Source organism: Streptococcus oralis, from assembly GCF_001588645.1.
Lineage (GTDB): Bacteria > Bacillota > Bacilli > Lactobacillales > Streptococcaceae > Streptococcus > Streptococcus oralis_AB.
Window position 1 is genome coordinate 20327 of the sequence record NZ_LAYF01000014.1, and the last position, 20394, is coordinate 40720.

The following is a 20394-nucleotide window of genomic DNA, read 5'->3' on the forward strand; positions in this document are numbered from 1 at the left end:
CTGAGATGACCTATCTCGGTCTCTTTTTGTCGGATAGATGCTTGATGTAAGAGTGGTTGATAAGACGGTTTTTTGAGTGGTTAACTGATGTAAAAATTAGGGAAATGATTCATTTTTTATTCTCTTCTATCACTTTATACGATGTCTGCTTTTAAACCTCATGTAGTAAAAGTATAAATTTTTGTAACATGACTAAAATATAACTCTAAACGAACTGACATGTAAATCAAGTATGATTTTCTTATCAAGAAAATATAAGGGGAATCTAGTTATGAAAAAAACAGTTACGAAACTGACTCTTGGTTTGACTTCTACCGCTTTTTTAGCTACAGTTGGGGCTCAAACTGTGCACGCGAACTCTTACGTTGTCCAAGACGGTGATTCATTTTATGCCATTGCAACTGCAAACGGCATGGATCCGCATGAGTTGGCAGCTATGAATGGAAAAAACATCTTTGACACTATCCACCCAGGCGATGTATTAGAAGTGAGTGGTTCCTCTCAGGCTAGCTCTACCTACAGTGCTCCAGCTAGCACTGCGAATGTGGTATCAGATACAGAGGATGTTGTCGAAAAGACTCCGACAAACTATGGAAACTCTTATCCTGTTGGTCAGTGTACATGGGGCGTGAAAGAATTGGCCCCTTGGGCTAGCAACTGGTGGGGAAATGCCAACACGTGGGCAATCTACGCGAGCGCTCAAGGTTATAAGACAGGAAGTGTTCCAGTAGTAGGAGCAATCGCCGTTTGGGATGGTGGTGAATATGGACACGTTGCTTATGTCACAGATGTTCAAAGTGAAAACTCTATCCAGGTATTGGAAGCAAACTACAGACGTCAAAAGCAGATTGCAAATTACCGTGGTTTCTTTAATCCTCATGAATTTTTAGGTAACGTCACTTATATCTATCCAAACTAAAGATGATAAAAAGATTTAGAATTTCTAAGTCTTTTTTCTTTTTGAAGAAATTTCCTATCGTTAAGCTCCATCTTAGTGGCTAATTGCTGAAAAAATTTTAGATTCTATAGCGAACAGGAAATTCTCTCTTTTGGATGTAGATAAACCATGTCTTTGTAGAAAATAGTTCTCAAGTCGAGAGGTAAAAGCAAGTTTTTTGAACTAAAAGAGAAATTTAGAGTTCGAGAAAGGTATCTGAAATCAAATTGATTCAAAAAGCTCATATTTTTGATGGTGCAATCGTTCTATTATCTTAGATGAAGCCTCCAAAAGAGAAGTCAAAGTAAAAGAATTCGATTCACAGTAGTGACTAATCTCTAGTTAAAAACCTATCTTCGTTTTGAAAATAATCAAAAAAATGGTATAATGGTAGGAAAAGATTCGGCTGAAAGTTTTAGAACTTTTAGAATAAGAGGGTAAATTCACCCTATAATCAAGATAAATGAAGTTTCGGAGGAAAAATGAGTAATATTAGTTTAACAACACTAGGTGGTGTACGAGAAAATGGAAAAAATATGTACATCGCTGAAATCGATGGTTCTATTTTTGTTTTGGATGCAGGGCTTAAATACCCTGAAAATGAACAACTAGGTGTTGATGTCGTCATTCCAAATATGGACTACCTTTTTGAAAATAGAGATCGTATTGCAGGGGTCTTTTTGACCCACGGACATGCGGATGCAATTGGTGCCCTGCCTTATCTTTTGGCAGAGGCTAAGGTGCCTGTGTTTGGTTCTGAGTTGACCATTGAGTTGGCCAAACTCTTTGTCAAAGGAAATGATACGGTTAAGAAATTCAATGACTTCCATGTGATTGATGAAGATACAGAGATCGACTTTGGAGGGACTGTGGTTTCCTTCTTCCGTACAACTCACTCTATCCCAGAAAGTTTGGGAATAGTCCTGAAAACAGCTGAAGGTAGCATCGTTTATACAGGGGACTTCAAGTTTGACCAGACAGCTAGTGAATCCTATGCGACGGATTTTGCTCGTTTGGCTGAAATCGGTCGTGATGGTGTTTTAGCGCTCCTCAGTGATTCAGCCAATGCAGACAGCAATATCCAGGTAGCTAGCGAGAGTGAAGTTGGGGATGAAATTACCCAGACCATTGCAGACTGGGAAGGTCGTATCATCGTTGCCGCAGTTGCCAGCAACCTTTCTCGTATCCAGCAGGTTTTTGATGCTGCAGCAGATACAGGTCGCAGAGTTGTTTTGACTGGATTTGATATTGAAAATATCGTCCGCACTGCGATTCGTCTCAAAAAATTATCTCTAGCTAATGAAAGTCTCTTGATTAAACCAAAAGAAATGTCTCGATTTGAAGATCATGAGTTGATTATCCTTGAGACAGGCCGTATGGGTGAGCCTATTAATGGACTTCGTAAGATGTCCATTGGACGTCACCGCTATGTGGAAATCAAAGATGGGGACTTGGTTTATATCGTAACGACTCCATCTATCGCCAAAGAAGCCGTCATGGCGCGTGTTGAAAACATGATCTACCAAGCTGGTGGTGTGGTGAAACTCATTACCCAAAGCTTGCGAGTATCCGGACACGGGAATGCGCGTGATTTGCAGTTGATGATCAATCTTTTGCAACCAAATTACCTCTTCCCTATCCAAGGGGAGTATCGTGAGTTGGATGCGCATGCCAAGGCTGCCATGGCAGTTGGAATGTTGCCAGAACGCATTTTCATCCCTAAAAAGGGAACGACCATGTCTTATGAACATGGAGACTTTGTTCCAGCTGGAGCAGTTTCTGCAGGTGATGTCTTGATTGACGGAAATGCCATCGGGGATGTTGGAAATGTCGTCCTTCGTGACCGTAAGGTCTTGTCAGAGGATGGAATCTTTATCGTGGCAATCACTGTCAACCGTCGTGAGAAGAAAATTGTGGCCAAGGCCCGTGTTCATACGCGTGGATTTGTTTATCTCAAGAAGAGCCGTGATATTCTCCGTGAAAGTTCAGAATTGATTAATCAAACGGTAGAAGAGTATCTTCAAGGTGATGACTTTGACTGGGCAGATCTCAAAGGAAAGGTTCGCGATAATCTGACCAAGTACCTCTTTGATCAAACCAAGCGTCGCCCGGCAATCTTGCCAGTCGTGATGGAAGCAAAATAATAAGCAGCATACCTACAGAAAAAGTCGAAATTCGGCTTTTTCTTATAGAATAGTAAAAGGAGACAACCATGGCAGTTATGAATATTGAGTATTACTCAGAAGTTTTGGATATGGAGTGGGGTGTTACCGTACTCTATCCAGATGCTAGTCGGGTGACTGAACCAGATTGCACAGATATCCCTGTCCTTTATCTTTTGCACGGAATGTCAGGAAATCAAAATAGCTGGCTCAAACGTACCAATGTCGAACGCTTGTTGCGTGGAACCAATCTCATTGTTATCATGCCCAATACTAGCAATGGCTGGTACACAGATACTCAGTATGGCTATAACTACTATACAGCTCTAGCAGAAGAGTTACCTCAGGTAATGAAACGTTTCTTCCCCAACATGACCAGCAAGCGAGAAAAGACCTTCATAGCAGGTCTCTCCATGGGTGGTTACGGCTCCTTCAAACTCGCTCTATCGACAAATCGTTTTTCTCATGCGGCTAGTTTTTCTGGTGCGCTCAGTTTTCAAGAATTTTCTCCTGAAAGTCAGGATCTGGGGTCACTTGCCTACTGGAGAGGAGTTTTTGGAGAGATTAAAGACTGGACATCTAGTCCTCATTCGCTTGAAAGCATGGCTGCAAAATCCGATAAAAAGACTAAACTATGGGCTTGGTGTGGGGAACAAGACTATCTCTACTCTGCCAATAATCTCGCAGTGAAAAACCTCAAAAAGCTTGGTTTTGAGGTGACCTATAGTCATAATCTAGGTAAGCACGAGTGGTACTACTGGGAAAAACAATTGGAACGTTTTTTAGCTACTCTACCAATTGACTTTGTTTTGGAAGAGCGCTTATCTTAGTTTTAGGTTTCTTTCAGCTTTCTTCAGTAAAATAGAGAATCTATCTTGATCAAGGAGAATGTGATTTCAAGATAGGTTCTTATTTTTATGAAAGGTGGGGCGTCATGTTCTGGATTATTCGATTATTGTTCCGATTTCTGTTGGGAATTTGGCGTTTCTTCTGGCGTCTGGTTTGGACTGTGGTCATTCTACTGCTCATTGCCTTTGGAGTGGTTTGGTATCTGTCTGGTGATTTTCATTCTGCGGTCAATCAGGTTGAAAAAATGAGTAAGATTGGTCAAGGTGGCTGGAATCAATGGAAGGAGACGGGAACGCTGGAAGTCTTGTCTCAGACAGATAGTCACCAACATGCAGAAGGCAAGTGGGCTCAGGCCTCAGCTCGCATCTATATTGAACCTCAAATGGATGAGACCTTCCAAGGTGCCTATGCAGAAGCTATAAAAAACTGGAATCAAACGGGAGCCTTTACCTTTGAGGTGGTTGCGGATTCTAGCCAGGCAGATATTGTGGCAAGTGAGATGAATGATGGATCGACCGCTGTTGCAGGTCAAGCCGAGAGTCAAACCAATTTGTTAACCAAACAATTTATATCTGTAACGGTTCGCCTGAATCACTATTATCTATCCAATCCAAACTATGGTTATTCTTATGACCGAATCGTGCACACGGCGGAGCACGAGCTGGGGCATGCCATCGGATTGGATCATACTAACGAAACTTCTGTCATGCAGCCAGCAGGTTCTTACTATGGGATTCAGCCTCAGGATGTGAAGGCTGTTCAAGAGCTCTATACCAGTAGCGACTAGATGAAGTCGGTGCAATCTGAAAAGAAATCAAAGCTCCTCCAACAAGTGATTGGTGGGGCTTTTTGTTCGTCCTGTCACGGCCTTTTTGCTATAATGGAACTATGAATAACTTGATCAAATCAAAACTAGAGCTCTTGCCGACCAGCCCTGGTTGTTACATTCACAAAGATAAAAATGGCACCATTATCTATGTAGGAAAGGCTAAAAATCTGCGCAATCGCGTGCGCTCCTATTTCCGTGGCAGTCACGATACCAAGACGGAAGCTCTGGTATCTGAGATTGTGGATTTTGAATTTATCGTCACTGAGTCCAATATCGAAGCGCTTCTCCTAGAAATTAACCTGATCAAGGAGAATAAGCCTAAATATAATATCATGCTCAAGGATGATAAGTCCTATCCCTTCATCAAAATCACCAATGAGCGTTATCCTCGCTTGATTATCACCCGTCAGGTCAAGAAGGACGGCGGCCTTTATTTTGGCCCTTATCCAGATGTGGGGGCAGCCAATGAAATCAAGAGACTACTGGACCGGATTTTTCCTTTTCGGAAATGTACCAACCCGCCTTCAAAGGTTTGTTTTTACTACCATATTGGCCAGTGTATGGCCCATACCATCTGTAAAAAAGATGAGTCCTATTTTAAGTCCATGGCTCAGGAGGTTTCTGATTTCCTAAAAGGGCAGGATGATAAAATCATCGATGACCTCAAGGGGAAAATGGCTGCGGCAGCTCAGACCATGGAATTTGAACGTGCGGCGGAATACCGTGACCTGATTCAGGCCATTGGAACGCTTCGGACCAAGCAACGGGTCATGGCGAAAGATTTGCAAAATCGGGACGTCTTTGGTTACTATGTGGATAAGGGCTGGATGTGTGTTCAGGTTTTCTTTGTTCGTCAAGGCAAGCTCATTGAGAGGGATGTCAATCTCTTCCCCTACTACAACGATCCGGATGAGGACTTCTTGACCTATGTGGGACAATTCTATCAAGAAAAATCTCACCTGGTTCCCAATGAAGTATTGATTCCGCAGGATATTGACGAAGAAGCCGTCAAGGCCTTGGTGGATACCAAGATTTTCAAGCCCCAACGTGGAGAGAAAAAACAACTGGTCAATCTAGCCATAAAAAATGCCCGTGTTAGTCTGGAGCAGAAGTTCAATCTGCTAGAGAAATCTGTTGAAAAGACCCAAGGAGCTATTGAAAATCTGGGACGCTTGCTCCAAATCCCGACCCCAGTACGTATCGAGTCCTTTGATAACTCTAATATCATGGGAACCAGTCCTGTTTCAGCCATGGTGGTCTTTGTCAATGGCAAACCGAGTAAAAAAGACTACCGAAAGTACAAGATAAAAACGGTTGTGGGTCCAGACGATTATGCCAGTATGCGAGAGGTCATTCGCAGACGCTATGGTCGAGTTCAACGAGACGGTTTGACTCCTCCTGATTTGATTGTCATTGATGGGGGACAAGGTCAAGTCAATATCGCAAAGCAAGTCATCCAAGAAGAGCTAGGTTTGGATATCCCAATTGCAGGTCTGCAAAAGAATGACAAGCACCAAACCCATGAACTACTCTTTGGAGATCCGCTGGAAGTGGTGGAGTTGTCTCGCAATTCTCAAGAATTCTTTCTCCTCCAACGCATCCAGGATGAGGTGCACCGCTTTGCTATCACTTTCCACCGGCAACTGCGCTCCAAAAATTCCTTTTCATCACAACTGGATGGGATTGATGGTCTGGGGCCTAAACGCAAGCAGAATCTCATGAAGCATTTCAAGTCTCTCACTAAACTCAAGGATGCTAGTGTGGATGAGATTGTCGAAGTTGGGGTACCAAGGGCAGTCGCAGAAGCTGTTCAGAGAAAGTTGAACCCGCAGGAAGAAGTGGAGTTGGCTCAAGTAGCGGAACCATTAAGAGAATTGGAATAAGTATCTAGATAGAAAGTAGAAGAAATGAATAGGATTGAGATTGACAGAGATATACTCCTTTTTTTACGATTTGCTTACTTTGGGAATTCAAAAGATTTATTTTTGGCTGCAACTACAAGAGCCTATCTGGATTTTAATCGAACCTTGCGATTTCATGGCATGCCAGATGAACAGCGCTTGGAGATGAGAAATCGGGCCTCTAAGTGTATCAAAGAAGCGATTTTAAATCTCTTGAATCGGGACAAGCTGTGTCAAACTGATTTTGATAGTTGGCATCATAGAACTTGTGATATTCTGATAGATTGCTATCGCTCAAATGGGATTCGATTTACTTATGGTCATGCTCAAAAGTGGATTAATATGACTTTCAAGTATCTGTATATGCTTGAAGCTGTAACCCTAGACTCCGTTTTTCCTTTTTTACACGTACCGATAGATAACATCGTGTTAGAGAGGGCGAACAAACAGTTGTGTATCCCAAAACCTTCTCAAGTGTGGAGTAGTTGGGGAGATTACGCTTTCTATCTTCAATATCAAGGTTATTTGAGACAAAGAATAGGCAAGGAAAATCCTCTTCGTTGGGAGTTTCACAATTGGCTAGATGAAATAGAAAAAGGAAACCATCATGAACCATAAAATCGCAATTTTATCAGATATTCATGGAAATGTGACTGCCTTAGAAGCAGTGATTGCAGATGCTAAAGCTCACGGAGTCAGTGAATATTGGCTCATGGGAGACATTTTCCTCCCTGGTCCAGGTGCAAATGACTTGGTCGCTCTGTTAAAGGAACTTCCTATCACAGCAAGTGTTCGAGGCAATTGGGATGATTGTGTCCTTGAGGCTTTAGATGGGCAATATGGCTTAGAAGACCCACAGGAAGTCCAGCTCATGCGATTGACCCAGTTTTTGATGGAGCGAATGGATCCTGAAACGATTGACTGGCTACGAAGCTTACCTATGCTAGAAAAGAAAGAAGTTGACGGACTGCGCTTTTCTCTTTCTCATAATTTGCCAAATAAGAATTATGGTGGTGACTTGTCTGTTGGGAATAACACAGATAAATTTGACCAACTCCTAGATGAGGAAACGGACGTGGCAGTCTATGGTCATGTCCACAAGCAGTTGCTTCGTTATGGAAGTCAAGGGCAACAAATCATAAATCCAGGTACGATTGGTATGCCCTATTTTGATTGGGAGGCGTTAAAAAATCACCGTGCCCAGTATGCCGTGATAGAAGTAGAAGATGGGGAATTGGTAAACATTCTATTCCGAAAAGTTGCTTATGACTATGAAGCAGAGTTAGAATTGGCCAAGTCCAAGGGGCTTCCTTTTATCGAAATGTATGAAGAACTACGTCGAGATGACAACTATCGGGGGCACAATCTAGAACTCTTAGCTAGTTTAATTGAAAAGCATGGATATGTGGAGGATGTGAAAGAATTTTTGGAGGCTATAAAGTCAGAATATAAGGTAGACTAGTTTCTTTACCCCCCTGAAAATTAGTTGGAACTGGATGAGGGAATCCCTGACTTAAATGATGGATTTCGTTTGGTTACTCATCCTTGTTCCAATTTCTTTCTATGAAAAATCTCTGCAAGCTCTTTCAAAATATGGTAGAATGGATGCAGTAGAATTAGAAAAGGAAATCGATTATGAAATTTCTTGAATTAAATAAAAAACGTCATGCGACTAAGCATTTTACTGATAAACCAGTAGATCCCAAAGATGTGCGTACGGCTATCGAAATCGCAACCTTGGCCCCAAGTGCCCACAACAGCCAGCCATGGAAGTTTGTAGTCGTTCGTGAAAAAAATGCTGAACTGGCAAAGTTGGCATATGGTTCGAACTTTGAGCAGGTGTCATCAGCACCTGTAACCATTGCCTTGTTTACAGATACAGACCTTGCCAAACGCGCTCGCAAGATTGCTCGAGTTGGCGGCGCTAATAACTTTTCTGAAGAGCAACTTCAATATTTTATGAAGAATCTGCCTGCCGAGTTTGCGCGTTACAGTGAACAGCAAGTTAGTGACTACTTGGCCCTTAATGCGGGACTAGTAGCTATGAACTTAGTTCTGGCTTTGACTGACCAAGGAATCGGTTCTAACATTATTCTTGGTTTTGACAAATCAAAAGCCAACGAAGTTTTGGATATCGAAGATCGATTCCGCCCAGAACTCTTGATTACGGTAGGTTACACAGACGAAAAATTGGAACCAAGCTACCGCTTGCCAGTGGATGAAATCATCGAGAAAAGATAGAAAGAAGAAAAAATGACAACAATTGATTTTACAGCAGAAGTAGAAAAACGCAAAGAAGACCTCTTGGCTGACTTGTTTAGCCTTTTGAAAATCAACTCCGAACGTGACGACAGCAAGGTAGATGCGCAACATCCATTTGGACCTGGGCCAGTAAAAGCCTTGGAAAAATTCCTTGAAATCGCAGACCGTGATGGCTATCCAACTAAAAATGTTGATAACTACGCAGGACATTTTGAGTTTGGTGAAGGAGAAGAAGTTCTCGGAATCTTTGCTCACATGGACGTGGTGCCAGCTGGTAGCGGTTGGGACACGGACCCTTATACACCAACTATCAAAGATGGTCGCCTTTATGCGCGTGGTGCTTCAGATGACAAGGGACCTACAACTGCTTGTTACTATGGCTTGAAAATCATCAAAGAATTGGGACTTCCAACTTCTAAGAAAGTTCGTTTCATCGTCGGAACAGACGAAGAATCAGGTTGGGCAGACATGGACTACTACTTTGAACATGTAGGACTTGCGAAACCAGACTTCGGTTTCTCTCCAGACGCTGAATTCCCTATCATCAATGGTGAAAAAGGGAACATCACGGAATACCTCCACTTTGCAGGTGAAAATACAGGTGCAGCCCGTCTTCACAGCTTCACAGGTGGTTTGCGTGAAAACATGGTACCTGAATCAGCAACAGCAGTCGTTTCAGGTGACTTGGCTGACTTGCAAGCTAAACTAGATGCCTTTGTTGCAGAACACAAACTCAGAGGAGAAATTCAAGAAGATGCTGGCAAATACAAGGTGACCATCATTGGTAAATCAGCTCATGGTGCTATGCCTGCTTCAGGTGTCAATGGTGCGACCTATCTTGCCCTTTTCCTCAGCCAGTTTGACTTTGCAGGACCTGCCAAAGACTACCTCGACATCGCTGGTAAGATTCTTTTGAACGACCATGAGGGTGAAAATCTCAAGGTTGCTCATGTAGATGAAAAGATGGGTGCCCTTTCTATGAATGCCGGTGTCTTCCGCTTTGATGAAACAAGTGCTGACAATACGATTGCTCTTAACTTCCGTTATCCAAAAGGAACAAGTCCAGAGCAGATCAAGTCAATCCTTGAAAACTTGCCAGTTGCTTCTGTTAGCCTTTCTGAACACGGTCACACACCTCACTATGTGCCAATGGAAGATCCACTTGTGCAAACCTTGTTGAATGTCTATGAAAAACAAACTGGTCTTAAAGGCCACGAGCAAGTCATCGGTGGTGGTACCTTTGGTCGCTTGCTGGAACGTGGGGTTGCCTACGGTGCCATGTTCCCGGACTCAATCGATACCATGCACCAAGCCAACGAATTTATCGCCTTGGACGATCTCTTCCGAGCAGCAGCAATTTATGCAGAAGCTATTTATGAATTGATCAAATAAAACGATAGAAGTCTGAGATTTTATGCTTGGACTTCTTTTTGGAGGGAAAACAGATGTCTCAAATCGAAAGAATCAAGCAAGCCATTATGGCGGATCCACAGAATACCAGCTATACAGAACGTGGAATCGAACCTCTATTTGCGGCGCCAAAGACAGCTCGTATCAATATTGTCGGTCAAGCTCCTGGACTTAAAACACAAGAAGCTGGGATTTATTGGAAGGATAAGAGTGGCGATCGCTTGCGTGAGTGGCTAGGTGTGGATGAGGACACCTTTTACAATTCAGGTTATTTTGCAGTTCTGCCAATGGATTTTTACTTTCCTGGACATGGCAAGTCAGGCGACCTTCCACCTCGTACAGGTTTCGCAGAAAAATGGCATCCGCAACTCTTGCAAGAGTTGCCCGATATCCAATTAACTCTCTTGATTGGACAATATGCCCAAGCCTATTATTTACAGGAGAAAGTTAGTGGCAAGGTGACAGAGAGAGTAAAACATTACCAGAACTACTTACCAACCTATTTTCCTCTAGTTCATCCCTCACCACGAAATCAAATCTGGATGGCTAAAAATCCTTGGTTTGAGTCAGAAGTGGTGCCCGATTTGAAAAATAGAATTCAAAAGATTCTTGGAGAAACAAAATGAAAGAAATTACTTTTAACGATTTTTACCAGCTTTATCAAAATGAGCAACTTTCTCTAGTGGACGTGAGAGAAGTAGATGAGTTTGAGTCTCTTCATTTAGAAGGTGCTCAGAACCTACCACTTAGTCAATTGGCTGATACTTATGATCAATTGGACAAGGACCTCTTGCATTATGTCATTTGCAAATCTGGGATGAGGTCAGCGCGTGCTTGTCAATTTCTAGCTGAACAGGGTTATGACGTTATCAATGTCCAAGGTGGAATGACGGCCTTTGAAAATCTTTAAATATATAGTGACAGATCCTAACCTTCCCTTGCTCGGTTCCAACTGAGTGAGGGATTTTGTTTTTAGATAATTCTTATTTTTAAAAATATTGAAAACATTCAATGATTAATTTTGGATACTTTTTTCAGAGTCTTAATCATGGTATACTAGGTCAGTATTTTAGAAATATGAAGGAGATTTTTATGGCTAAAAAAGGTGCCCTAACAGGCTTGCTCCTGTTTGGAATATTTTTTGGTGCGGGGAACTTGATCTTTCCGCCTTCTCTAGGTGCCCTATCTGGAGAACAGTTTCTTCCTGCCATCGCAGGTTTTGTCTTTTCAGGTGTCGGTATTGCCGTCTTGACACTTATTATTGGAACGCTAAACCCGAAAGGATACATTCACGAGATTTCTAAGAAAATCTCACCTTGGTTTGCGACGCTTTATCTTGCAGTCCTCTATCTATCGATTGGCCCCTTCTTTGCCATTCCACGTACAGCCACAACAGCTTACGAAGTTGGGATTAGCCCCCTCTTATCCGAAGCAAACAAAGGTCTAGGATTGATTGTCTTTACCGTGCTTTACTTTGCAGCGGCTTATTTAATCTCGCTCAATCCATCAAAAATCTTGGATCGGATCGGACGTATCTTGACACCAGTCTTTGCTTTGTTGATCGTTATCTTGGTTGTACTAGGTGCCTTCAAATACGGTGGAACAAGTCCTCAAACTGCGTCAGCTGCTTATCAAGCTTCTGCCTTTGGTACAGGTTTCCTAGAAGGTTATAATACCTTAGATGCCCTTGCCTCAGTGGCTTTTAGTGTGATTGCAGTTCAAACCTTGAAACAACTTGGATTCTCCAGTAAGAAAGAATACATTTCAACTATTTGGGTGGTTGGTATCGTTGTAGCTCTTGCCTTTAGCGCTCTTTACATTGGTTTAGGATTCCTTGGAAATCACTTCCCAGTACCAGCAGAAGTGATGAAGGGTGGAACACCAGGTGTTTATATCTTGTCGCAAGCAACTCAGGAAATCTTTGGTTCAACAGCTCAACTCTTCCTTGCTGTTATGGTAACTGTAACCTGCTTCACAACGACAGTTGGCTTGATTGTGTCGACAGCAGAGTTCTTTAACGAACGTTTCCCACAAATCAGCTACAAGGTCTATGCCACTGCCTTTACCTTGATTGGATTTGCTATTGCAAATCTTGGTCTTGATGCAATCATTAAGTATTCAGTGCCAGTACTGGTGATCTTGTACCCAATCACCATCGCCATTGTGATGATCGTGATTGTTAATAAGTTTGTCGCCCTATCAAAACCGGGCATGCAGTTAACCATTGGAATTGTTACAGCTATTGCTCTTGCAAGCGTCCTTGGAAGTTCCTTTAAGATTGAGTTTCTAGCAAATCTCGTCAATGCTCTTCCGTTTGCAGCTGCCTCTCTTCCATGGCTAGTGCCAGCTATTATCGGAATCTTGCTTTCATTGGTTCTACCAAACAAACAAGAGAGTGATGTTTTTGAGATGGAATAAAAAAATTCTTGGTCATCGACCAAGAATTTTTTGTATGAGCACGACTCATTAGTTGGTTTGTTCGGTATAACCAGCTTCTTTAAGCATTTTTCTAGTTTTTAGAAAACTTACACGGCTTCCAGAGCCAGAAACTTCATTTGGCATTGCTTTTTTCATCTCTTCGAGATTCACAACAGTCATGTCAACCTCCATGCTATGGATGACTTTTCCATCTTTGAATTCGATATTTTGTGTAATGCCTTTAAGTCCTTCCTCCTTTTTATAAGTTTTCACGATAAATTCTTTAATCTCTTCTGCTGACTTGTCCAGTATTTCAGGGTCAAAAACATTATAGACTTCTTGTTTTACAACATCATCCCCCTTAACAGTGTATGTCAAGGTAGAAGTTCTTCCGGGATTGCTATTGTGAACAAAAATGTAGTTTTTTGTCTCATCTTTCTTTTCAGATGATTGTTGACTGCTTTGTTTGATCTCGCTTGACTGAGTTGTTGTGTCTTCTTTGGTACTGCTGTTTGCAGTTGTTGATGCTTGTTTGGAACATCCGAGTAGGAGGATAAGTGAAGCCGCTAGAGCTAATGAAGTTTTAACATAAGTTTTCATAAAATTTCCTTTCATAATCAAAGTATTTTGTATTATAACATGATTCTACTACAAAATCAACTAGACCTCCCCTCTCATCTGATTTGACATGACAATGAACAGAAACTAGTCTGACGATTAAAGTTTTGTCTCTATCTGTTTCAAAAATTTTTTATCGTATGGATTGAAAAGTGGGAAGTTTTAAATGCACTTTTTATGGGATTTGGAGGAATCTATCGGACTCATCAGTTAGGAATATAGTAAAATACCCCAAGAGTCAGAGTTGTGTCTAACTTTTGGGGTGGACCTACACTAGTCTATATGAAATTTTGGGAGATTAGTTCGTCTTTTCTGTGAATCCCATTTTTTCCAGTGCTTTTTTAGAATTTGAGAAACTGACACGATTACCGATACCAGAATATTCTTCAGGAAGTGCTTTTCTAAGTTCGCTAATGCTTGCAACTGAGAAATCAACTTCTAGATCTTGAACAACTTTACCATCTTTGATTTCAATCGTTTGTTTAACACCTTTGAGTCCATTATAACCTTTGTACTTTTCTTCGATAAAACTCTTGACATCTTCTGGAGTTGCACCAAGGATTTCAGGATCAGCAATGTTATTAGCTGATTGCTTGATAACATTGTCCCCTTCTACAGTATAAATCAAGGTAGAAGTGATTCCAGAATTGCTTTTGTTTACAAAGGTATGTGTTTTAGTTGTTTCTTTCTTTTCAGATGATTGTTGACTGCTTTGTTTAGTCTCGTTTGACTGAGTTGTTGTGTCTTCTTTGGTACTGCTGCTAGCAGTAGTTGATGCTTGTTTGGAACATCCGAGCAGGAGGACAAGTGAAGCCACAAGGGCTAGTGATACTTTAAAGTATGATTTCATATCTATTACTTTCCTTTCATAATCAAAGTATTTGTATTATAACATGGATCTATAGTGAAAGCAACTAAACACAGTTTTTCTCCTTTTGAGAAGGAGTCTGACTAGAAAAATGTTATAATGGTAGGAAAGAGGTGAAGAAATGAATCAAACTGTAAACTATATCAAAGAATTAACTGCTATTGCATCTCCAACGGGCTTTACTCGTGAGATTTCAGACTACCTAGTCCATACTTTAGAAGAGCTTGGTTACCAGCCTATTCGAACTGCTAAGGGTGGTGTCAATGTTACTATTAAAGGTCAAAATGATGACCAACACCGCTATGTGACTGCCCATGTGGATACGCTGGGTGCTATTGTCCGTGCTGTCAAACCGGATGGCCGTCTCAAATTGGATCGTATCGGTGGTTTCCCTTGGAACATGATTGAGGGAGAGAACTGTACGGTTCATGTGGCTAGTACAGGTAAAACGGTATCTGGAACTATCCTCATCCACCAGACATCTTGCCATGTCTACAAGGATGCAGGAACTGCTGAACGTACTCAGGACAATATGGAAGTGCGTTTGGATGCAAAAGTAACCAATGAAAAAGAAACCCGCGCCTTGGGTATTGAGGTTGGAGACTTTATTAGTTTCGATCCGCGAACAGTTGTGACAGAAACTGGTTTTATCAAGTCTCGACACTTGGATGACAAGGTCAGCGCAGCAATTTTGCTCAATCTTCTTCGTATTTACAAGGAAGAGGGGATTGAATTGCCAGTAACAACTCATTTTGCTTTTTCAGTCTTCGAAGAGGTGGGTCACGGTGCCAACTCCAATATTCCAGCTCAGGTAGTGGAATATCTAGCTGTAGATATGGGAGCTATGGGCGATGACCAACAGACGGATGAGTACACAGTATCTATCTGTGTCAAGGATGCTTCTGGTCCTTATCACTATGACTTCCGTCAACACTTAGTAGCTTTGGCGAAAGAGCAAGATATTCCATTTAAGCTGGATATCTATCCATTTTATGGATCGGACGCTTCAGCGGCTATGTCAGCAGGAGCAGAGGTCAAACACGCCCTCCTTGGAGCTGGTATTGAATCCAGTCACTCTTACGAACGAACACACATTGATTCGGTCGTGGCGACTGAGCGTATGGTAGACGCCTATCTCAAGAGCACCTTGGTGGAGTAAAGGGGCGATAAAGTATTATGTTTGAAATGCTGAAACAATTAGCAACGCCTGCTATAATAACGGGGTTAGTTTCGGGTTTGTATGCTTATTTCCAAAAGAAAAAAGAGGAATATCGTAAGTATGTGTATGAAAATAAACAAGAAAACTTTAAAGAACTAGTTGTTTATGCCGATGAACTGGTAGATAAAGGAATTACTAATCCAGATTTAGAAAAACTACTTTTTAAAATTTCTCAAAACATTAATCCGTATGGACGAAAAATAAAAACTTTTGGAAAATATCAGTGGATAGAAGATGATGGATATATATGGTATCAAATAGAAATTATAGAGAAAAAACTTGCTTCTCAAATACTTCAAATAGAGGATTTAAAAGAACTAGCTCATCGGATACAAATTGCTAAACGATTACTAGATATAAAAGTAGAAAAAAATATTCCGCTTATAAGTTCAGCTAAAATATGGTTTTATTTATTTCAGTATGCGATGTTATTACTTCAGCTATTTTTCATTTACTTTGGGTATCAGAGTTTTATAGAACAACCTACTGGACCCTCTTTGTTATTGGCTTATTTGCTGCTTGTTGTAATTTTAATTTTTTTACTCCCAGAATTTAGTGTTGATGAAAGTGATGATGGAAGATCTGGAATATTTATTACAGTGTGCCTTTTCTATATTGTCGCAGTTGATACTGTAATATCGTATTATTTGTATAAAAATTTATCTATTGTTCTTATTGTTGGAATAGTTTCACTTTGTTTAAGTATTGGTGTAATATTTTTAAAAGCTATTATCTTCGGAGAAAGTGAAATTGGTAAGGTATCTACAATTTATATCGAAGAATATAGAAAACTACAGGGACCTAAGTTAAGTAAGAGACGCTTTATAGATAATTTTACAGTTATTCCATTTTTTAATAAGATTCAAAAATTATTTCACAAAGATAAGAGGGAGGGGAATGATGACCTATGAACACCGACTTTTTGACCTTAATCACATCCTTCTCGACTTTGAAGCAGTGGATATCCGAGGGGTAAATAAAGCAGGGATTGACAGTGAGTGATTTAATCCCTATGTGCTTGAGAATGCAAGTATAGCTAATCCCGAGCTGTCAGGCTCAAGATATTTTGAACTTATTAGAGTTGAAAGGAGAGACTCATGTGTCTTATTTGTGAGCGGATAGACCTAATTAAAGCGGGGAAAAATCCCTACTTTGTAAAAGAACTAGAAACAGGCTATGTTGTTATTGGGGATCACCAATACTTTAAGGGCTATACCTTATTTCTGGCAAAAGAACATATAACAGAACTCCACCATATGGAGACTTCTGAAAAACTGCGTTTTCTAGAGGAAATGAGTTTAGTCCAAGAAGCAGTCGCCAAAGCGTTTAAAGCTGAAAAGATGAACATCGAACTTCTAGGAAATGGAGATGCCCACGCTCACTGGCACCTCTTTCCAAGACGGTCAGGTGATATGAAGGGGCATGGGCTTAATGGCCGTGGTCCAGTCTGGTGGGTGCCCTGGGAAGAAATGGCGTCAGAAGATTGCCAAGTGAAATCCCATGAGTTGGAACAAATGATTAAAGCCTTATCCGATGAATTAGAGAAGCACATGGCCTAAGAGAGGAAGAAAAAATGAAAAAAAGATACATCGTTTTATCAGGTTTGCTAGCAGTAACCCTAGCAGCATGTTCTCAAGAAAAACCTAAAAATGAAGAAAACACTCAAAAAACGGAACAAACTAGTCAACCTGAAGGAACTGTAGGGAGCAAATCCCAAGCCTCTAGTCAGAAGAAGGCAGAAGTTGTCAATAAGGGAGACTACTATAGTATTCAAGGGAAGTACGATGAAATCGTCATAGCTAATAAGCACTATCCTTTGTCAAAAGACTATAATCCAGGAGAAAATCCAACAGCTAAAGCAGAGTTGCTGAAACTCATTGCAGCAATGCAAGCAGCGGGCTACCCAATCAGCGATCACTACAGTGGTTTTAGAAGTTATGAAACTCAAACCAAACTTTATCAAGACTATGTGAATCAAGATGGTAAGGAAGCTGCTGATCGCTACTCAGCTCGCCCAGGTTATAGTGAACACCAAACAGGTCTTGCTTTTGACCTTATTGGGACAGATGGTGATTTAGTTACTGAAGAAAAGGCAGCCCAGTGGCTCTTGGATCATGCGGCTGACTTTGGCTTTGTTGTTCGCTATCTCAAAGGCAAGGAAAAAGAGACTGGCTACATGGCGGAAGAATGGCATCTTCGCTACGTCGGAAAAGAGGCCAAAGAAATTGCTGCAAGTGGTCTCAGTTTGGAAGAGTACTATGGCTTTGAAGGCGGAGATTACGTCGATTAAAAAAGTAATTTTTCTCTTGCATTTTTAGATAAATAGTGTATAATGGAAAGGTATGTGTAAAGCATACTTGTGGGAGGTAAAAATCTCTAATTACCGCCAAAACCACAAAGGAGGATTTAAAAATGGCTAAAAAAGTCGAAAAACTTGTAAAATTGCAAATCCCTGCTGGTAAAGCTACACCAGCTCCACCAGTTGGACCTGCTCTTGGTCAAGCTGGTATCAACATCATGGGATTCACAAAAGAGTTCAACGCTCGTACAGCTGACCAAGCTGGGATGATCATTCCAGTTGTTATCTCAGTTTACGAAGATAAATCATTTACTTTCGTAACAAAAACACCACCAGCTGCTGTTCTTTTGAAAAAAGCTGCAGGTGTTGAAAAAGGATCAGGTACACCTAACAAAACTAAAGTTGCTACAGTTACTCGTGCACAAGTACAAGAAATTGCAGAAACTAAGATGCCAGATTTGAACGCAGCAAACATTGAGTCTGCAATGCGTATGATCGAAGGTACTGCTCGTTCTATGGGATTCACTGTTGTTGACTAATCAATAACACCCCCAATATAACCCGCAAGACTTCATCATTTCGAGAAGTGACGTGGGAGATGAAAATCGATTGAACCACTTACAAGGAGAATAGAAAATGGCTAAAAAAAGCAAACAACTTCGTGCTGCTCTTGAAAAAATCGACAGCACAAAAGCATACAGTGTAGAAGAAGCTGTAGCACTTGCAAAAGAAACTAACTTTGCAAAATTTGACGCAACTGTAGAAGTTGCTTACAACTTGAACATCGACGTTAAAAAAGCTGACCAACAAATCCGTGGCGCAATGGTATTGCCAAACGGTACAGGTAAAACTTCACGCGTTCTTGTTTTCGCACGTGGTGCAAAAGCTGAAGAAGCAAAAGCTGCTGGTGCAGACTTTGTTGGTGAAGATGACCTTGTTGCAAAAATCAACGACGGTTGGTTGGACTTCGACGTAGTTATCGCTACACCTGACATGATGGCTCTTGTTGGACGTCTTGGACGTGTCCTTGGACCACGTAACTTGATGCCAAACCCTAAAACTGGTACTGTAACAATGGATGTTGCTAAAGCAGTTGAAGAGTCTAAAGGTGGTAAAATCACTTACCGTGCTGACCGTGCAGGTAACGTTCAAGCAATCATCGGTAAAGTATCATTTGAAGCTGAAAAATTGGTTGAAAACTTTAAAGCTTTCAACGAAACAATCCAAAAAGCAAAACCAGCTACAGCTAAAGGAACTTACGTAACTAACTTGACAATCACAACTACTCAAGGTGTTGGTATCAAGGTTGACGTAAACTCACTTTAATTAACAGATTTTTAAAAACGAGTACGAATGTGCTCGTTTTTTAGGTACAACGGGCATTCCGTTCATCTGAGGTGTAAGTCCTCTGTGGGTACCATATACTAGTAAACCCAAAAGTGATTCCCAAGCCTGACTATTGTGAGTAGCTGATCGAACGGCATTAGGATGGACTGTTTAAGTCTGACGTTGGAAACAAGAATCGGCAGAGAAAGAGATAGAGAAATCTTGGCTATACGAATAGGTACGTGATAGTAAAGCGCATATAGCGGATAAGGAGGCCAGCAACTCTAAAGTACAAATATGTAGTCGTAACCTATATGTGTAAACTACGTGGGCAATTGAATTCGAACTAGAGAGGTGATTAATAGATTTATGCTATAGTCATGGCAGTTTGTATGCTTTTGATTCTAGTTTATCAAACAATAGATTAGAATTGTCAGACAATATAATTTTATGTTATAATGAAGAAAAAATAGAGGTGTTCAAATGTCAGAAGCAGGTCATAAGTTTTTAGCAAAACTGGGGAAAAAACGCTTACGTCCAGGTGGAAAACGTGCTACAGATTGGTTAATTGCGGAAGGAGGATTTTCAAAAGAAAAGAGAATACTAGAAGTTGCGTGCAATAGGGGAACTACAGCAATTGAGTTGGCACAGCGTTTTGGTTGTAAGATAACTGCTGTTGATATGGATGGACAAGCCTTAGAAGTGGCTAAAAAATCTGCTGAAACGGCAGGTGTTGCTCATTTGATCAGATTTGAAAGAGCAAATGCAATGAAACTTCCTTATGGAGATGCTAGTTTTGATATTGTTATAAATGAAGCTATGCTGACTATGCAAGCCGATCAAGCTAAGAAAAAATGTGTAATGGAGTATCTAAGGGTTTTAAAACCTGAAGGTCTTCTTTTGACACATGATGTGCTTCTTAAGGAAGCTAAAGAGTCTGTCAGACAGGAATTGTCACAAGCAATTCATGTAAATGTAGGTCCTTTAACTCAAGATGGTTGGGAACAGGTGATGATAGAATCAGGTTATCGTGATGTGAAAATATTGACTGGTGAAATGACATTAATGAAATTATCAGGTATGATTTATGACGAAGGTTGGCTAGGAACTTTGAAAATTTGCGTAAATGCTTGTAAAAAGGAGAATAGAAAGCAGTTTTTAACTATGTATAAAATGTTTGCTAAGAATAAACAGAAATTGGGCTTTATTGCTATGGCTAGTTATAAATCGTCAAATCGTTAGATAATTATTGGAGTTAACTTTTCCTTGTTTCTTTCTTAAAAAATATGCTATAAT

The 20394-nt window shown here is 40.8% G+C and carries 21 protein-coding genes; 19 read left to right on the plus strand and 2 right to left on the minus strand.

Features of this window, described 5'->3' with window-relative positions; genetic code table 11:
• The first annotated feature begins 271 nt into the window (after positions 1 to 271).
• The 12 genes from A0739_RS08550 to brnQ all read left to right on the plus strand — a co-directional run bounded on the left by A0739_RS08550 (position 272) and on the right by brnQ (position 12768).
• Complete coding sequence (locus A0739_RS08550; protein WP_061587690.1) at positions 272 to 919, plus strand: COG3942 and LysM peptidoglycan-binding domain-containing protein; 648 nt, start codon at positions 272 to 274, stop codon at positions 917 to 919.
• A 500-nt stretch (positions 920 to 1419) separates the two neighbouring features.
• Entirely contained in the window at positions 1420 to 3081 is a 1662-nt protein-coding gene (locus A0739_RS08555) for a ribonuclease J (protein WP_033630236.1), read from the plus strand.
• A 68-nt stretch (positions 3082 to 3149) separates the two neighbouring features.
• Complete coding sequence (locus A0739_RS08560) at positions 3150 to 3929, plus strand: alpha/beta hydrolase (protein ID WP_061587691.1); 780 nt, start codon at positions 3150 to 3152, stop codon at positions 3927 to 3929.
• Positions 3930 to 4033: 104 nt separating this feature from the next.
• Positions 4034 to 4735: a M57 family metalloprotease gene (locus A0739_RS08565; RefSeq protein ID WP_061587692.1), complete on the plus strand. Its 702-nt coding sequence runs from the start codon at positions 4034 to 4036 to the stop codon at positions 4733 to 4735.
• Between the two features lie 101 nt (positions 4736 to 4836).
• On the plus strand, positions 4837 to 6660 hold the full coding sequence (uvrC, locus tag A0739_RS08570; RefSeq protein WP_061587693.1) for an excinuclease ABC subunit UvrC: 1824 nt from the start codon (positions 4837 to 4839) through the stop codon (positions 6658 to 6660).
• A 24-nt stretch (positions 6661 to 6684) separates the two neighbouring features.
• Positions 6685 to 7296, plus strand: a complete 612-nt coding sequence (locus A0739_RS08575) for a hypothetical protein (protein ID WP_061587694.1) — start codon at positions 6685 to 6687, stop codon at positions 7294 to 7296.
• Entirely contained in the window at positions 7286 to 8140 is an 855-nt protein-coding gene (locus A0739_RS08580) for a metallophosphoesterase family protein (protein WP_061587695.1), read from the plus strand. Before A0739_RS08575 ends, A0739_RS08580 begins: the two co-directional genes overlap by 11 nt.
• 173 nt (positions 8141 to 8313) lie before the next feature.
• The gene (locus A0739_RS08585; protein ID WP_000670170.1) at positions 8314 to 8919 is read left to right on the plus strand and encodes a nitroreductase family protein; all 606 of its coding nucleotides are present in this window, start codon (positions 8314 to 8316) and stop codon (positions 8917 to 8919) included.
• Between the two features lie 12 nt (positions 8920 to 8931).
• The gene (gene pepV, locus A0739_RS08590) at positions 8932 to 10332 is read left to right on the plus strand and encodes a dipeptidase PepV (protein WP_061587696.1); all 1401 of its coding nucleotides are present in this window, start codon (positions 8932 to 8934) and stop codon (positions 10330 to 10332) included.
• A gap of 53 nt (positions 10333 to 10385) precedes the next feature.
• On the plus strand, positions 10386 to 10976 hold the full coding sequence (locus A0739_RS08595; protein WP_061587697.1) for a uracil-DNA glycosylase family protein: 591 nt from the start codon (positions 10386 to 10388) through the stop codon (positions 10974 to 10976).
• Entirely contained in the window at positions 10973 to 11260 is a 288-nt protein-coding gene (locus A0739_RS08600) for a rhodanese-like domain-containing protein (protein WP_061587698.1), read from the plus strand. The genes A0739_RS08595 and A0739_RS08600 overlap by 4 nt, the downstream gene beginning before the upstream one ends.
• Before the next feature lie 182 nt (positions 11261 to 11442).
• On the plus strand, positions 11443 to 12768 hold the full coding sequence (gene brnQ / locus A0739_RS08605) for a branched-chain amino acid transport system II carrier protein (protein WP_001074593.1): 1326 nt from the start codon (positions 11443 to 11445) through the stop codon (positions 12766 to 12768).
• A gap of 48 nt (positions 12769 to 12816) precedes the next feature.
• On the opposite strand, the gene A0739_RS08610 is transcribed toward brnQ, so the two are convergent.
• Positions 12817 to 13368, minus strand: a complete 552-nt coding sequence (locus A0739_RS08610) for a DUF1307 domain-containing protein (protein WP_000861104.1) — start codon at positions 13366 to 13368, stop codon at positions 12817 to 12819.
• 316 nt (positions 13369 to 13684) lie between these two features.
• Positions 13685 to 14236, minus strand: a complete 552-nt coding sequence (locus A0739_RS08615; RefSeq protein WP_000844333.1) for a DUF1307 domain-containing protein — start codon at positions 14234 to 14236, stop codon at positions 13685 to 13687.
• Positions 14237 to 14375: 139 nt separating this feature from the next.
• Here A0739_RS08615 and A0739_RS08620 point away from each other — a divergent pair, with 139 nt between their 5' ends.
• The 7 genes from A0739_RS08620 (at position 14376) to A0739_RS08650 (ending at position 20340) form a co-directional block, all read left to right on the plus strand.
• The gene (locus A0739_RS08620) at positions 14376 to 15413 is read left to right on the plus strand and encodes a M42 family metallopeptidase (RefSeq protein WP_001077273.1); all 1038 of its coding nucleotides are present in this window, start codon (positions 14376 to 14378) and stop codon (positions 15411 to 15413) included.
• Positions 15414 to 15430: 17 nt separating this feature from the next.
• On the plus strand, positions 15431 to 16384 hold the full coding sequence (locus tag A0739_RS08625; protein ID WP_000462603.1) for a hypothetical protein: 954 nt from the start codon (positions 15431 to 15433) through the stop codon (positions 16382 to 16384).
• Between the two features lie 186 nt (positions 16385 to 16570).
• Positions 16571 to 17032 carry an HIT family protein gene (locus tag A0739_RS08630; RefSeq protein ID WP_000335584.1) on the plus strand — a complete coding sequence of 154 codons (462 nt, stop codon included), beginning with the start codon at positions 16571 to 16573 and terminating at the stop codon, positions 17030 to 17032.
• 14 nt (positions 17033 to 17046) lie between these two features.
• Complete coding sequence (gene ldcB / locus A0739_RS08635; RefSeq protein WP_000747738.1) at positions 17047 to 17763, plus strand: LD-carboxypeptidase LdcB/DacB; 717 nt, start codon at positions 17047 to 17049, stop codon at positions 17761 to 17763.
• 122 nt (positions 17764 to 17885) lie between these two features.
• Positions 17886 to 18311 carry a 50S ribosomal protein L11 gene (gene rplK / locus A0739_RS08640; protein ID WP_001085808.1) on the plus strand — a complete coding sequence of 142 codons (426 nt, stop codon included), beginning with the start codon at positions 17886 to 17888 and terminating at the stop codon, positions 18309 to 18311.
• A 97-nt stretch (positions 18312 to 18408) separates the two neighbouring features.
• Positions 18409 to 19098, plus strand: coding sequence for a 50S ribosomal protein L1 (gene rplA / locus A0739_RS08645; RefSeq protein WP_001085675.1), 690 nt, complete (start codon positions 18409 to 18411; stop codon positions 19096 to 19098).
• A gap of 483 nt (positions 19099 to 19581) precedes the next feature.
• Positions 19582 to 20340, plus strand: coding sequence for a class I SAM-dependent methyltransferase (locus A0739_RS08650; RefSeq protein ID WP_061587699.1), 759 nt, complete (start codon positions 19582 to 19584; stop codon positions 20338 to 20340).
• The last annotated feature ends 54 nt before the right edge of the window (positions 20341 to 20394 follow it).

Excerpts from the sequence above, each read along its gene's own strand:
- A0739_RS08550 (WP_061587690.1), top strand. The coding sequence starts at position 272 with ATGAAAAAAACAGTTACGAAACTGACTCTTGGTTTGACTTCTACCGCT.
- A0739_RS08555 (WP_033630236.1), top strand. The coding sequence starts at position 1,420 with ATGAGTAATATTAGTTTAACAACACTAGGTGGTGTACGAGAAAATGGA.
- A0739_RS08560 (WP_061587691.1), top strand. The coding sequence starts at position 3,150 with ATGGCAGTTATGAATATTGAGTATTACTCAGAAGTTTTGGATATGGAG.
- A0739_RS08565 (WP_061587692.1), top strand. The coding sequence starts at position 4,034 with ATGTTCTGGATTATTCGATTATTGTTCCGATTTCTGTTGGGAATTTGG.
- uvrC (WP_061587693.1), top strand. The coding sequence starts at position 4,837 with ATGAATAACTTGATCAAATCAAAACTAGAGCTCTTGCCGACCAGCCCT.
- A0739_RS08575 (WP_061587694.1), top strand. The coding sequence starts at position 6,685 with ATGAATAGGATTGAGATTGACAGAGATATACTCCTTTTTTTACGATTT.
- A0739_RS08580 (WP_061587695.1), top strand. The coding sequence starts at position 7,286 with ATGAACCATAAAATCGCAATTTTATCAGATATTCATGGAAATGTGACT.
- A0739_RS08585 (WP_000670170.1), top strand. The coding sequence starts at position 8,314 with ATGAAATTTCTTGAATTAAATAAAAAACGTCATGCGACTAAGCATTTT.
- pepV (WP_061587696.1), top strand. The coding sequence starts at position 8,932 with ATGACAACAATTGATTTTACAGCAGAAGTAGAAAAACGCAAAGAAGAC.
- A0739_RS08595 (WP_061587697.1), top strand. The coding sequence starts at position 10,386 with ATGTCTCAAATCGAAAGAATCAAGCAAGCCATTATGGCGGATCCACAG.
- A0739_RS08600 (WP_061587698.1), top strand. The coding sequence starts at position 10,973 with ATGAAAGAAATTACTTTTAACGATTTTTACCAGCTTTATCAAAATGAG.
- brnQ (WP_001074593.1), top strand. The coding sequence starts at position 11,443 with ATGGCTAAAAAAGGTGCCCTAACAGGCTTGCTCCTGTTTGGAATATTT.
- A0739_RS08610 (WP_000861104.1), bottom strand. The coding sequence starts at position 13,368 with ATGAAAACTTATGTTAAAACTTCATTAGCTCTAGCGGCTTCACTTATC.
- A0739_RS08615 (WP_000844333.1), bottom strand. The coding sequence starts at position 14,236 with ATGAAATCATACTTTAAAGTATCACTAGCCCTTGTGGCTTCACTTGTC.
- A0739_RS08620 (WP_001077273.1), top strand. The coding sequence starts at position 14,376 with ATGAATCAAACTGTAAACTATATCAAAGAATTAACTGCTATTGCATCT.
- A0739_RS08625 (WP_000462603.1), top strand. The coding sequence starts at position 15,431 with ATGTTTGAAATGCTGAAACAATTAGCAACGCCTGCTATAATAACGGGG.
- A0739_RS08630 (WP_000335584.1), top strand. The coding sequence starts at position 16,571 with ATGTGTCTTATTTGTGAGCGGATAGACCTAATTAAAGCGGGGAAAAAT.
- ldcB (WP_000747738.1), top strand. The coding sequence starts at position 17,047 with ATGAAAAAAAGATACATCGTTTTATCAGGTTTGCTAGCAGTAACCCTA.
- rplK (WP_001085808.1), top strand. The coding sequence starts at position 17,886 with ATGGCTAAAAAAGTCGAAAAACTTGTAAAATTGCAAATCCCTGCTGGT.
- rplA (WP_001085675.1), top strand. The coding sequence starts at position 18,409 with ATGGCTAAAAAAAGCAAACAACTTCGTGCTGCTCTTGAAAAAATCGAC.
- A0739_RS08650 (WP_061587699.1), top strand. The coding sequence starts at position 19,582 with ATGTCAGAAGCAGGTCATAAGTTTTTAGCAAAACTGGGGAAAAAACGC.